The organism is Dokdonella ginsengisoli (genome assembly GCF_042652785.1).
Classification (GTDB): domain Bacteria; phylum Pseudomonadota; class Gammaproteobacteria; order Xanthomonadales; family Rhodanobacteraceae; genus Dokdonella_A; species Dokdonella_A ginsengisoli.
In genome coordinates, this window is record NZ_JBHSHD010000005.1 from 274,578 (window position 1) to 288,178 (window position 13,601).

At 70.8% G+C, this 13,601-nt stretch carries 9 protein-coding genes; 7 read left to right on the forward strand and 2 right to left on the reverse strand.

The annotated features are described in order from the left end of the window. Positions 1–7: 7 nt before the first annotated feature. The 7 genes from ftsE to ACFO6Q_RS05750 all read left to right on the forward strand — a co-directional run bounded on the left by ftsE (position 8) and on the right by ACFO6Q_RS05750 (position 9,677). Positions 8–700, forward strand: coding sequence for a cell division ATP-binding protein FtsE (ftsE, locus tag ACFO6Q_RS05720; RefSeq protein ID WP_380019604.1), 693 nt, complete (start codon positions 8–10; stop codon positions 698–700). Then, a complete protein-coding gene (gene ftsX / locus ACFO6Q_RS05725) occupies positions 697–1,704 on the forward strand; it encodes a permease-like cell division protein FtsX (protein WP_380019605.1) in 1,008 nt (335 codons plus the stop codon). Before ftsE ends, ftsX begins: the two co-directional genes overlap by 4 nt. Next, positions 1,701–2,552 (forward strand): response regulator, encoded by an 852-nt coding sequence (locus tag ACFO6Q_RS05730; RefSeq protein WP_380019606.1) that lies wholly within the window; start codon positions 1,701–1,703, stop codon positions 2,550–2,552. Before ftsX ends, ACFO6Q_RS05730 begins: the two co-directional genes overlap by 4 nt. Next, positions 2,549–3,256 carry a uracil-DNA glycosylase gene (gene ung / locus ACFO6Q_RS05735; protein ID WP_380019608.1) on the forward strand — a complete coding sequence of 236 codons (708 nt, stop codon included), beginning with the start codon at positions 2,549–2,551 and terminating at the stop codon, positions 3,254–3,256. Before ACFO6Q_RS05730 ends, ung begins: the two co-directional genes overlap by 4 nt. A gap of 230 nt (positions 3,257–3,486) precedes the next feature. Then, complete coding sequence (rpoH, locus tag ACFO6Q_RS05740; protein WP_380019609.1) at positions 3,487–4,347, forward strand: RNA polymerase sigma factor RpoH; 861 nt, start codon at positions 3,487–3,489, stop codon at positions 4,345–4,347. Positions 4,348–4,711: 364 nt separating this feature from the next. Next, positions 4,712–7,156 (forward strand): winged helix-turn-helix domain-containing protein, encoded by a 2,445-nt coding sequence (locus tag ACFO6Q_RS05745; protein WP_380019610.1) that lies wholly within the window; start codon positions 4,712–4,714, stop codon positions 7,154–7,156. A 178-nt stretch (positions 7,157–7,334) separates the two neighbouring features. Next, positions 7,335–9,677: an FG-GAP repeat domain-containing protein gene (locus ACFO6Q_RS05750; RefSeq protein WP_380019611.1), complete on the forward strand. Its 2,343-nt coding sequence runs from the start codon at positions 7,335–7,337 to the stop codon at positions 9,675–9,677. Positions 9,678–9,795: 118 nt separating this feature from the next. Here the strand turns inward: ACFO6Q_RS05750 and ACFO6Q_RS05755 are convergent, their stop codons facing one another. Both ACFO6Q_RS05755 and ACFO6Q_RS05760 read right to left on the reverse strand, forming a co-directional pair. Then, positions 9,796–11,970, reverse strand: a complete 2,175-nt coding sequence (locus tag ACFO6Q_RS05755) for a primosomal protein N' (RefSeq protein WP_380019612.1) — start codon at positions 11,968–11,970, stop codon at positions 9,796–9,798. Between the two features lie 422 nt (positions 11,971–12,392). Next, complete coding sequence (locus tag ACFO6Q_RS05760) at positions 12,393–13,586, reverse strand: DUF3667 domain-containing protein (RefSeq protein WP_380019613.1); 1,194 nt, start codon at positions 13,584–13,586, stop codon at positions 12,393–12,395. Positions 13,587–13,601 lie beyond the last annotated feature (15 nt).

Genomic DNA, 13,601 nt, shown 5'->3' on the forward strand with positions numbered 1-13,601 from the left:
CGCGCGCGTGATTCGCTTCGAACAGGTCGGCAAACGCTACGCATCGGGTCAGGACGCCCTGGTCGATCTCAGTTTCGAGATCGACGCCGGCGAAATGGTGTTCGTGACCGGGCATTCGGGTGCCGGCAAGAGCACGCTGCTGAAGCTGATCGGGCTGGTCGAGCGTCCGACGCGGGGCCAGCTCGTCGTCAATCACGCCGACCTGGCGCGCGTGCGCCGCGGCGGCATCGCGCATGCGCGGCGCGGCATCGGCATGGTATTCCAGGACCATCGCCTGCTGATGGACCGGACGGTGTTCGACAACGTCGCGCTGCCGCTGCTGATCGCCGGCACCGCGCGCGAGGAGATCGGCAAGCGCGTGCGCGCGGCGCTGGACAAGGTCGGCCTGCTCGCCAAGGAGAAGGCCGCCCCGGCGACGCTGTCGTCCGGCGAGCAGCAGCGCGTCGGCATCGCGCGTGCGATCGTGGCGAAGCCGCCGGTCATCATCGCCGACGAGCCGACCGGCAATCTCGACCCGCAGCTGTCGGCCGAGATCATGGGCCTGTTCGCGGAGTTCGGCCAGGTCGGCACGACCGTGCTGGTCGCCAGCCACGACCTGATGCTGGTCCGCCGCCTCGGCAAGCGCGTGCTGGTGCTCGACCACGGCCGGCTGATCGACGATTTCCGTCCCGAGTCGGCCAGGCCGGGGCGAGGCGCATGAGCCGCCAGGCCGAGCGCAACGTACGCCGCCCCGCGCCGCCGGCGAAATCCGCCGCGCAGCCGCGCCGTCCGCGCGTGCCCTGGCGCGAACGCCTGGCCGCCTGGCGCGACCAGCATCTGTACAGCTTCTTCTCCAGTCTCGGCCGCCTCGCGGCGCGGCCGTGGGCGAACGCGCTGACCGTGCTCGTGCTCGGCTTCGCGCTGGCGCTGCCGCTGATGTTCTTCCTGCTGTTCGACAACGCGCGCGATCTCGCCGGCGGCCTGCGCGAGGCGCGCGAGATCACCGCATTCCTGAAGCCTTCGGTCGACGCCAGGGGAGCCGACCGGCTCGCCGGCGAACTGCGTGCGCGCGGCGACGTCGCCGCCGTGCTGATCCGCACGCCCGAACAGGGGTTGGCCGAGTTCCGCCAGCTGTCGGGTTTCGGCGAGGCGCTCGACGTGCTGCGCTCCAATCCGCTGCCGAGCGTGCTGGTGGTCACGCCGGGCGAGAAGACCGATCTCGACGCGCCGCCGCTGCTGGCCGAGCTGAAGGCCGACGCGCGCGTCGATCTGGTGCAGTACGACGCCGCGTGGCGTCGTAAACTTTCCGACATTCTCCACTTTGGCGAACGCATCGTCGCGGTGATCGCGGCGCTGCTGGCGCTGGCGACCCTGCTCGTGATCGGCAATACGGTGCGCATGGACATCCAGGCCCGGACCGCGGAAATTTCGGTGATGCAATTGATCGGTGCGAGCGACGGATTCGTGCGGCGGCCGTTCCTGTACGCCGGTTTCTGGTACGGGTTGCTCGGCGGCCTCTGCGCGCTGGCGATCGTGATCGCGGTCGAGCTCGCCCTGGCCGGGCCGGCGCAGCGCGTGATCGAAAGCTACGGCGGCCGCTTCGCGCTGCACGGCGTCGGCGTGCTCGTCGCGCTGGCGGTGATCGGGGCAAGCGCGCTGCTCGGCTGGCTCGGTGCCTTCGTCGCCACCGCGCGTCATCTCGCCGCGGGGCAGCCGCAGACATGAGCGAAGCGGTCCGCCTGACCCGCCACATCGGCAGCGACGCGCCGCGCGTGCTGGTCGTCGACGGCTCGCGCGTCATGCGCCAGCTGATCGAGCGCGTGCTGAAGGCGCAGCTACCCAACGCGGTCGTGCTCGGCTGCGGCAGCGGCGAGGAGGCGCGCCGCACGCTGGGCGAGGGGGTGGTCGATCTGGTCACCACCGCGCTGCGCCTGCCGGACATGGACGGGCTGGAGCTCGCCCGCCACGTTCGCGCGAGCGCGACGCAGGCCTACATTCCCATCGTCGTGGTGTCCGGCGACGTGCAGGAGCGCCTCGTCGCGCGGCGGCTGTCCGACGACGTGACCGACTATTTCGACAAGTCGCTCGGCTTCGACGCGCTGGCGGCGTTCATCCACGGCTACGTGTCGCCGGCGACCACGGTCGAGGGCGAAGTGCTCTACGTCGAGGACAGCCGCGTGGTCGCGCTGGCGACGACGCGCATGCTGCAGAAGTCCGGCTTCACGGTCGCGCACGTGCTCAGCGTCGAGGCGGCGCTGGAGCGGCTGGAGGCGGCCCGCGACACCGGCGCGGCGCCGCCGGACCTGGTCCTCACCGACGTGAACCTGAAGGGCGAGCTGACCGGCGGCGACCTGCTCGAACGCATCCGCACCGGCTTCGGCTATTCCAAGGGCGAGCTGCCCGTGCTGGTGATGACCGGCGACGACAACCCGGCGAACCAGGCCGCCCTGCTGCGTGCCGGAGCGAACGATCTCGTGCACAAGCCCATCGAGGAGCGCCTGCTGGTGACCAAGCTGCAGTTCCAATTGCGCGTGTCGCGGCATCTGCGCAGACGGACCGGGGTGCCGGCATGAGCGAGGAACGGGTGAAGCTCGAGGCGTCGTGGAAGGCGCGCGTCGGCAGTTATCTGGAACGGCCGGAAATGCTCGCGCTGGCGGAATTCCTGCGCGCCGAGAAGCGCGCGGGCAAGGTCATCTATCCGCCCGGGTCGAAGATCTTCGCCGCGCTGGACACCACCCCGTTCGAGCAGGTCAAGGTCGTCATCCTCGGCCAGGACCCCTACCACGGCCCCGGCCAGGCGCACGGCCTGTGCTTCTCGGTGCCGCCCGGCGTGCCGCCGCCGCCGTCGCTGCTGAACATCTTCGCCGAGCTGCAGCGCGAACCGGGCATTCCGCGGCCGGACCACGGCTGCCTGCTGCCGTGGGCGCGCCAGGGCGTGCTGCTGCTGAACGCGGTACTGACCGTCGAGCGCGGCATGGCCGGCTCGCACGCGGGCAAGGGCTGGGAAGGATTCACCGACGCCTGCATCGACGCCCTGAACCGCGAGCGCGAAGGGCTGGTCTTCCTGCTGTGGGGCAGCTACGCCCAGCAGAAGGGCAAACTGATCGACCCGAGCCGCCACCGCGTCCTGAAGGCGCCGCATCCGTCGCCGCTGTCGGCTCATCGCGGCTTCATCGGCTGCGGCCATTTCGTGCGCGCCAACGAGTATCTGAGCCACCAGGGCAAGGCGCCGATCGACTGGGCGCTGCCGCCGCGGGCCAGCCTCGAGGCGGGCTGACCGGTCCATTCCAGGCCAGAAAATCCTTTTCTTACAGTCCGTTAGAGATTTCGTCCGCCACGTGAACGCTGCGGCGCGTCAGATAAACGACAAATCACGTGCAATTAACGAACTTTTCGGTACTATAACTGTCAGTACAGTATCCCGAGCGCAGCAGCGCCGGAACTCTGAAGGCATTTAGCACTCCAAGGACCCGAGTGCTAGCATGCATAGTCAATCGGGAGTTCATCATGAGCAACGCCCTGGTCGCCAGCAATTTCCCGGTTCCGAGTGCTTTGGGCAGCCTCGAAGCCTATGTAAGTGCAGTTCACCAGATTCCAATGCTGACGCAGGAAGAGGAGCAGAACCTCGCCCGGCGTTACACCGACGAAGCCGACCTCGACGCCGCCAAGCAGATGGTCCTGGCGCACCTGCGCTTCGTCGTGCACGTCGCGCGCGGCTATTCCGGCTACGGCCTGCAGGTCGGCGACCTCATCCAGGAAGGCAACATTGGCCTGATGAAGGCGGTCAAGCGCTTCGATCCGGACCAGGGCGTACGCCTGGTTTCGTTCGCGGTGCACTGGATCCGCGCCGAGATGCACGAGTTCATCCTGCGCAACTGGCGCATCGTCAAGGTCGCCACGACCAAGGCGCAGCGCAAGCTGTTCTTCAACCTGCGCAAGTCGAAGAAGCGCCTGGGCTGGATGAACGCCGAGGAGGTCAACACCGTCGCGCGTGAACTGGGCGTGCCGGCCGCGACCGTGCTGGAGATGGAAGCGCGTCTGAACGGCCGTGACGTCGCGTTCGACACGCCGGTCGACGCCGACGAGGACGAGCGTCCGTCGCCGGCCGCCTTCCTGATCGACCACTCGGCCGATCCGTACGGCATGGTCGAGTCGGAGTCCGAGGAGGAGTCCAGCCTCGACACGCTGCACCGCGGCCTGGTCAGGCTCGACGACCGCTCGCGTGACATCATCCAGCGCCGCTGGCTCAAGGACGGCGAGAAGGCGACGCTGCAGGAGCTGGCCGACGAGTACGGTGTCTCGGCCGAGCGCATCCGCCAGATCGAGGCGAATGCGATGAAGAAGATGCGCGCGCTGTTCGTCGCCTGAGACGGCGCAGCGCCATCGCCGGCGGCGCCCTGCGGGCGCTGCCGACGCCCCCGGATCGACGGCCCCCTTCGCGGGGCCGTCTTCGTTTTCGCGCCGGCGCAACCCGATCGCATTGCGCCGGTACCCAGTGGAGCGACGGCCGTCGATGAGATATGGCCGTTTATACCGCCGGCCTGCGTCTATGAGCTTCGACCGCCACGGCGGTTTGTGGGAGGGGTGTCCTGCTTCACTCGTTCGCTCGACTTCCCCACGGGTCGAACGAGAGCTCCGCGGCATTGGGCGCCCCGAGGGGGCCGCCTCCGGTACGAGCGAGCCGGAGGCGGCCCGACTCGCCACTGCGCGACCCTCGCGCTAACCTCGCCGGATGACCGTCGAGGTATACGAATTCGGGGCGTTCCGCTTCAACCCTTCCGCGCGCGAGCTGTGGCGCGCAGGGCAGCGCGTCGACCTGCCGCGACGATCCTTCGAATGCATCGAGCACCTGCTCGCCCATCGCGAGCGCGCGGTCGGCCGTGACGAACTGGTCGAGGCGGTGTTCGGTCGCTCGAACGTGTCGGATGCGCAGCTCGGCCAGGTCGTGCTGCGTGCGCGGCGCGCGCTCGACGACGACGGCAACACGCAGCGCGTCGTGCGCACGATCGCCGGCTACGGCTATCGCTGGGTCGCCGACGTGCGCGTGGTCGTGGAGGAATCCGCCGCGGGGGGCGCGGACGCGGCCGAGCCCACGTTCGTGCCGGCGGACGCCGCTGTACCCTCCGGCGAGACGATCGCCTCGGCGTCTTCCGCCGGCATCCGCTTGCCGCGCCGGCGCTTCGCTCTGCTCGCCGCGCTCGCCGCGTCGCTGCTCATTGCCGCAGCCGCCTGGCTGGCGCTCTCCGCGCATCGCCCGTCCGAAGGCCTGGCGCAGCCGGTGCCGACGGAACGCTCCATCGGCACGCATGCCGACAGCGTCGTCGTGCTGCCGCTGCAGGTCGACGGCCTGCGCGAGGACGCGTGGATACGCCTGGGCGCGATGGACCTCGTCGCCGATCGCCTGCGCCAGGCGGGACTGCGCGCGCCGGCCAGCGAGAGCGTGCTGGCGCTGCTGAAGTCGGCGCCGGAATCGGCTTCCGGCGGCGAACCGCCGAACCTGCGCGAGGCCACGGGCGCGCGCCTGCTGGTGCGCGGGCGGGCGACGCGCAGCGCTTCGGGCTGGCAGGTCGAACTCGCCGCAGCGCCGGAAAGCGGCATCGCGGTGCCGGTGCGCTTCACCGGTCGCGATCCCGTGCAGGCGATGCGCGGCGCGGCCGATCTGCTGCTCGCGGCGCTCGGCCGCAGCGTGCCAGCCGAAGGCGAGCGCGACGCCACGCTCGACGAAACCCTGCAGCGCGCGCGCGCGGCAATGCTCGCCAACGAGTTGGACACCGCGCGCGAGATCCTCACCGCCTCGCCGGAGCTCGCCGCATCGTCGGCGCGGCTGGCCTACCGGCTCGCGCTGGTGGATTTTCGCGCCGGCCAGCTCGATCAGGCCGAGGCGAGCCTGGACGAGGTGCTGAAGCAGCCGGAAGCCGCGCAGGACGCGCGCTTCCGCGGCCAGGTGCTGATCGCGCGCGGCGTGGTGCGCATGCGCCGCGGCGAATTCGAGCAGAGCAGCCACGACTACGACGCCGCGCTGGCGCTGCTCACGCCCGGGCGCGACGCGCTGGAAATCGGCCAGGCCCTGACGGGACGCGCGAACAGCCGCGTGCCAGAACGGCGCTACGACGAGGCGCTGGCCGACTTCGGCACCGCGCGCACCGACCTGGAAAGCGCCGGCGACCAGGTCGGCGTCGCGCGCGTCGATGCCAACCTCGGCCTGCTCGAACTGTTCCGCAGCCGCCCGGCCGCCGCGCTCGGCTACCTGCTGCCGGCGGCCGACCGGTTCCAGTCGTTCGGAGCCCTGCACGAACTGCTGCTCAGCCTGACCGGCATCGTGCAGGCGCAACTGGCGATGCTGCAGCGCGACGAAGCCGCCGCCACGGTCGAGCGCGGCTGGGCGCTGCGCGAACGCATCACCGATCCGGACCAGCGCGTGGACCTGCTGCTCAACCGCGCGCAGGTGCTGATCGGCAGCGGCCGCCATCGCGAAGCCGCCGCGGCGCTGGCGCAGGCGCGCACGGGCACGAACTCGGGCAACCGCGTGCTGCTGGCGAGGCTGCGCGCGCTCGGCGCCGAACTCGCCGCGGTGCGCGAGGACTGGCGCGCCGCCGCCGACGAAGCGGCCGCGGCGCTCGCCGAGTGGCCGAGCAGCGGCGCCGACGACGAACGCAGCGGCATCGTGCTGATCCGCCAGCGCGCGCTGCTCGCGCTCGGCGAGGAGGCGTCGGCCGAGGCTTTGCTCGAACGCCGGCGCGAGCCGCCGGAGCAGGCCGCCGACGTTCCCGGCGTCGTTACCGACGCGCTGGCGATGGCGGAATGGGCGCAGCACGCCGGCGATTCCGCGCGCGCGCTGCGCTGGTTCCGTTTTGCCGCCGTGAGCGCGGACCGGCGCGGCGTGCCGGCCGAGATCGTCGCCGTGGCGCGCGCCTACGCGCCGGTCCTGCTGGCTACCGGCGAACGCGCGCAGGCGGCGGTGGTGATCGGCCGTGTCGCGCCGTGGGCCGCGCGCGACTTCGATTGCGCGCTGCTGCAGCTGCGCCTGTTCCATGCCATGGACCAGCGCGAACCGTGGTTCAGCGCGCTGCGTCAGGCGCAGGCGCTGGCCGGCGAGCGCGCGATCTCGACCGAGCTGCTGGAGCTGCGCACCACCGGCAACGGCGGTCCCCTGCGCCTGAGCGACCGCTCGCGCTGAGCGACGATCCACGTCCGCCGCCCGTCTGCAACGCGGCGGGAGTCGTTTCCCCGTGTCGTTGTCATGCGATTGGAACGCCCTTGGAGTGGACGGCGCGGCCGTGCCGCGCAGACTCGCCCGCAGACGCGGCGACCCTCGCGGTCGCCGTCGCGTCGTCATCCGTCTGCAGGAGTCCCCGATGAAAACACGCTGTGTGCGCAGGTCACCGCTGATGAAGTTTCTGCACGAGAAGGTCGTCCGGCTGGCGTTCGCGCCGCTAGCGATCGGCGCGGCGTCGCAGGCCGGCGGCGTCGAGGCGCCGGACTTCGCGCCCGCCGCGATGCACTATCCCAATTGCTGCTTCGCAGCATCGTTCGCCACCTCCGACCTGAACGGCGACGGCGTGGTCGACCTGGTTCTCGGCAACATGATGAGCGGCGACGTGTCGGTGCTGCTCAGCACCGGCGGCGGCTATGCCGATCCGCTGACGATTCCGTTGTTGAACCAGCCGGCCGGCAATATCGCCGTCGCGCTGGGCGACGTCGACGGCGACGGCCACGCCGATCTCGCCGTCGTCGGCTACGACGCCGCCGAGATCCGCGTCTATCCTGGCGACGGCGCGGGCGGCTTCGGCGACCCGCAGATCCTCGACGTCGGCAGCGGCAGCCAGCCGACCGGCGTCGCGCTCGGCGACGTCACCGGCGACGGCAAGCTCGACCTCGTCGTCTCCAACGGCGAGAGTGGCAGCGTCGCGGTGCTGGCCGGCGACGGGTCCGGCGGTTTCGCCGCGGCGGTGAATTCGCCGGCCGGCGACTGGCCCAGCTCGCCGGTGGTGGCCGACTTCGACGCGGACGATCATCTCGACGTGGCCGTGAAGAATCCCGGCACCAAGGAAGTCTCGATCCTGTTCGGCGACGGCAGCGGCCAGTTCGCCGCGCCGCAGGCCATCGCCGTCGGCGCCGAATCCGAGCCGTTCGGCCTCGCCGTCGGCGACGTCGACGGCGACGGCCATCCGGATCTGGTCGTGGCGAACGCCGAAACCGGCGGCCAGGAATTCCCGCCGCCGGAACTGCCGGGCTCGGTCGCGCTGCTGCGCAACGACGGCAGCGGCGGCTTCGCGCCGGCGCAGTCGATGCCGGCCGGCGACGGCCAGGGTCGCGCGCAAGGCGTCGCGCTGGCCGACGTCACCGGCGACGGCAAGCTCGACATCGTGGTGTCGCGGCCGAACGCCAATGCGGTTTCCGTGCTCGCCGGCGACGGCTCCGGCGGTTTCGCCGCGGCGGTGAACCGTCCGGTCGGGCAGGGACCCGGCCCGGTCGTCGTCGCCGACGTGACCGGCGACGGACGCGGCGACATCGTCGTCGCGAACGCGGTGTCGCCGAGCATTTCCGTGCTGCCGACCGACAGCGACGGCGCGTTCGGCTTCGCCGCCAACTTCGCCGCCGGCGAGTTCCCACATTGGGTGATCGCCGCGGATCTCGACGGCGACGGTCACGCCGACGTCGCCACCGCGAACGCGTTCGGCAACGACGTCTCGGTCCTGCTCGGCGACGGCAGCGGCGGATTCGCGCCGCCGGTCCACTATCCCACCGGCGACGCGCCGACGGGTCTGGCGGTCGGCGACGTCGACGGCGATGGCCACCTGGATCTGGTCAGCGCGAATCTCGGCGGCGGCAGCATCTCGTTCCTGCGCGGCAACGGCGACGGCACTTTCGCCGCGGCCGTCGACTTCGGCGCCGGCGGCAGCTGGGAAAGCCCCTACGCGGTGACGATCGGCGACGCCAACGGCGACGGCAAGCCCGACGTCGCGACCGCAAACACCAACGTCTCCAACGAGAGCATTTCGTTCTTCGCCGGCGACGGGCAGGGCGGCTTCGCCGCGGCGCTCGTGCTGCCGCTCGCCTCCGACGGCATGCTGCGCGATCCGCACGGCATCGCCATCGCCGACGCGACCGGCGACGGCAAGCCGGACCTGATCAGCGCGAACACGGTCTACGGTGACCTGTCGATCCTGGCCGGCGACGGCGCCGGCGGCTTCGCCGCGGCGACGCACGTGAGCACCGATCTCGGGCCGGTCGGCGTCGAGGCGATCGACGTGACCGGCGACGGCATCGTCGATCTGGTCACCCTGAACACCACCGCGCAGAGCGTGTCGGTGCTCGTCGGCGACGGCAGCGGCGGCTACGCCGAAGCGATGAACTATCCGATCTTCCCGCCGCAGAGCCTGGACGACTACAAGCCGTGGCCGTGGGGCATGACGATGGCCGACGTCAACGGCGACGGCAAGCCGGACATCGTCACCGCCAATACGCAGAACGACACGATCTCGGTGCTGCTCAACGACGGCTCGGGCGGCTACGACACCTACGCCACGTTCGCCACCGGCGCGCTGCCGGGCGCGGTCGCGGTCGCCGACTTCAACGGCGACGGCCTGTCCGATGCGGTCACCGCCAATCGCGAGAACGGCAACATCTCGGTGCTGTTCAACCGCGGCGAGCGCAGCGACGTCATCTTCAGCGACGGCTTCGACGCGGCGCCCTGAGCGGGCGGCTCGGAAAGAACCGGATTCTCGCGAAGACGAGAGGACGCGGAGGAAGAGGACGATCGTTTTCGCTCCTTCCCTCCGCGTCCTGCGGAACCGACTTTCGGAAAGCTCCGGCTCAGTACAGATCGACCGGGTCGACGTCGATCGACCAGCGCACGGCACGCGTGCCGGGTAGCTCGCGCAGCGCGTCGAGCCAGCGCGGCAGGAACGCCTGCAGTTCGCCGCGCACGGCCGCTTCGAGCAGGATCTGGCCGCGATGGGCGCCGGCGCGCAGCGGCATCGGCGCGGCCAGCGGCCCGTGCGCGAGCAGGCCGTTAGCATCGATCTTCGCCATCGCCGCGCGCAGGAACGCATCCAGCGCCTGAGGACTTTTCGCCTCCGCGCGCAGCAGCGCGAAATGCGCGAACGGCGGCAGGCCGGCGGCGCGGCGGTCCTTGAGCAGCTGCGTCGCCAGCGCGCGATAACCGCCGTCGAGCAGCACCGCGAGCAGCGGATGCGCCGGATCGTGCGTCTGCAGGATCACCGCGCCGGGCCGCTCGGCGCGGCCGGCGCGGCCGGCGACCTGCACCACCAGCTGGCCGAGCCGTTCGGCCGCGCGGAAGTCGACGCTGAACAGGCCTTCGTCCGCGCCGACCACGACCACCAGGGTCAGGTGCGGCAGGTCGTGGCCCTTGGCGAGCATCTGCGTGCCGACCAGGATGCGCGCGCCGGTGTCCGGCAGGCGGTCGAACAGCGCGTCGCGCGCGCGGCGTCCGCGCGTGGTGTCGCGGTCGACGCGCACGATCGGAGCTTGCGGGAAGCGCTCCGCCAGCGCTTCCTCCAGGCGTTCGGTGCCCTGGCCGAGCGGGTTGAGCGCCAGCCCGCCGCAGTCGGGACAGGCGCGCGGCGGCGCGCTTTCGTAGCCGCAGTGGTGGCAGCGCAGGCGGCCGTCGCGGCGATGCACGGTCATCGCGCGCTCGCAGTGCGGGCACTGCGCGCTCCAGCCGCAGTCGTGGCAGAGCAGCACGGGCGCGTAGCCACGGCGATTCTTGAACACCAGCACCTGCTCGTCGCGCGCGAGGCAGTCGGCGATCGCTCCCAGCGTGACCGGCGCGAAGCCGTGCTGCAGCCGCTGCCGGCGCAGGTCGACCACGCGCAGCGACGGCGGCTGCGCCAGCCCGGCGCGGTGGCGCAGGCGCAGTCGCTGGTAGCGGCCGGCCTCGACGTTGGCCAGGCTCTCCAGCGACGGCGTCGCCGAACCGAGCACGACCGGCACGCCGAGCGCCTTGGCGCGCAGCACGGCGAGATCGCGCGCGTGGTAGCGGAAGCCCTCCTGCTGCTTGTACGAGGCGTCGTGTTCCTCGTCGACGACGATCATGCCGGCGCGCGGTAGCGGCACGAACAGGGCCGAACGCGTGCCGAGAATCACCTGCGCCTCGCCGCGTGCGGCGGCGAGCCAGGCGCGCGCGCGCTCGGTCTCGCCCAGGCCCGAGTGCAGGACCGCGACCTCGACGCCGAGGCGTTCGCGGAAGCGCTTGAGGGCCTGCGGCGTCAGCGCGATCTCCGGTACCAGCACGAGCGCCTGGCGGCCGCGTTCGAGGCAGCGGCGGATCGCCTGCAGATAGACCTCGGTCTTGCCGCTGCCGGTCACGCCGTCGAGCAGGAACGGGGCATAGCCGTCGGCCGCGGCGATCGCTTCGGTCGCGGCTTGCTGCTCCTCGTTCAGCGGCGGACCGGCGACGGCCGCCGGCACGGCGGCTGCGGCGGCGAGCCGTTGCCGTTCGACCCAGCCGCGCGCGACCGCCGTGCGCGCGGCCGTCGCGACCGTGCCGAGTCCGGTCTCCAGATCGGCGGTCGTGCGGGCCCCTCCGGCCAGCGCCTGCAGCAGTGCGTCGATGCGCGTGCCGCGGCGTCGGCCGGGATCGGCCAGCACCGCCTCCCCGGCCGGCGTCAGCCGCAGGGCGGGGGCGCCGGACTCGGGCAGCTCGCGCGCCGAACGCAGCGCGACCGGCAGCGCGGCCTGCAGCACCTCGCCGAGCGGATGCTGGTAGTAGCGCGCGGCGCGGCGCAGCGTCGTCATCAGCTCGGCGGTCAGCAGCGGGTGCTCGTCGAGCACGCGTTCGGCCGTCTTCAGCTGGCCGTCGCCGACCTCGGAGGTCGCCACCGCCTCGAGCACGATGCCGACGACGCGCCGGCGCCCGAACGGCACCAGCACGCGGCTCCCCGGAGCCGGCGGCACGGCCGTCGGCGAACGGTAGTCGAACCAGCCGTGCAGCGGGACCGGCAGGGCGATGCGCAGGATCGGAGTCATGGCGGAACGGGCGGCGCGAACGGCGCCGCAGCGAGTGTAGCCCGAGCGCAGGAGCCAGCCGCTGCGGCTTGCAGCCGGTTTCTCATGAAACTTTCAGAAAGAATCCTTAAGCGGGTGCCGTGAAAAGGGTTTTTCGCTTATCCACAGCAAATGTGGATAACTCTGTGGACGAGTGAGCCGCAGCGGGGCCGTGAAGCGCGTCGTTGGGCCGCGGGACTCGGGTTGGCGAATCTTTAATCAATCTGTAATGAGCCTTGGATTTCAATGACTTGGATTGTTACAGCGAATGTCACAAGTGCTGCTTTTGGCATCGGCTCGGGCGATCGGGCCGGCGCTTGCCGCCTGTGCACAACCGCTTGACACGGGGGGAGGCGCTCGTTCCTCCAGCAATGGTGCGGGCTGCAGGTCCGCCGGGGCGGAATTCAGGCCAGGGTCAAGGTGGCGACGAGGGCGCCGGCGAGGCCGAAGCAGAGCAGGATCAGGTAGGAGATTCCGATCAGGCCGTACTTGAACGTGGTCATGAACCAGCCCTGGCGGTAGACGCGCTTCTGCATCAGGAACAGGTAGATCGGCAGCCAGGTCCACACTGCCGCTTCCGCCAGCGAGACCAGCGGACGCAGCCCGCCGGCGCCGACGGCGCTCTTGAGCAGGCTCAGCAGGGCGATCAGCAGCAGTGACAGGAAGATGAAGGCATGGCTGTGCAGGGCCACCATCAGGTGCTCCATGTACAGCCGCCGCTTGAAGATGTAGACGATCTTCAGCAGCACCGCGAACAGCGGCATCAGCACGAACAGGGTCTGCGGCAGGACCGAGAAGATGCCCGCGACGAGGTGGCGCGGATCGTTGCGCGCGGCCTTGATGTTGTCGCGCGCGCGCATCGCCATTTCGTTGAGCTTGGCATTGGCGAACGCCGGCAGCCAGCCGACCGCGATCGGATGCCTGGACGGATCCCACGGCGTGCCGTCGAAGCTCAGGTCGTCGGTGTCCTCGTTCGGATCGCGCGGCGGCGGCTCGCCCTTGGCCTGCGCCTCCTGCTTGCGCTTGATCCAGGCGCGGCGCTGGTCGGCCTGCTGGCGCAGGTTGGCGATGACCTGGTCGAGCTCGGCCGCGTCGGCGGCCGGTATCTCGGGCACCTTGCGTGCGTCCTCGAGGCGGGAGAGGGCGTCCTGCAGGTTCTTGTCCAGCTCCGCTTCGGTGAGCGCCTGCTCGATGTTGCCGCGGTTCTGCGCGATCTTGAGCAGGTCGAACTTGGCGTCGTTGAGGTTCAGCGCGATCTGGATCGCGAAGAAGGAGATCACGCAGAGGAAGAAGAACAGCCGGAACGGCGTCACGTAGCGCGTGCGCCGGCCGACGAAGTACTCGGTGGTCAGGAAGCCGGGCCGGAAGTACAGCGGCGCGATGCTGCGGAAGATGCGCGAGTCGACGTTGAAGATCGTGTCGGCGACGTCCGACATCACGCTGGCCAGATGCCGCACCATGCCTTTCTCGGGCTGGCCGCAGGCATAGCAGAACGGGCCGTACATCGGCGCGCCGCAGTTGGCGCAGGGCTTGTGCGCTTCGGCGGCTACGGGAGCGGCGGCGGGGACGACCGGTGCGGCGGCGGATTCGCTATTCATGCCGGTACGTTCACT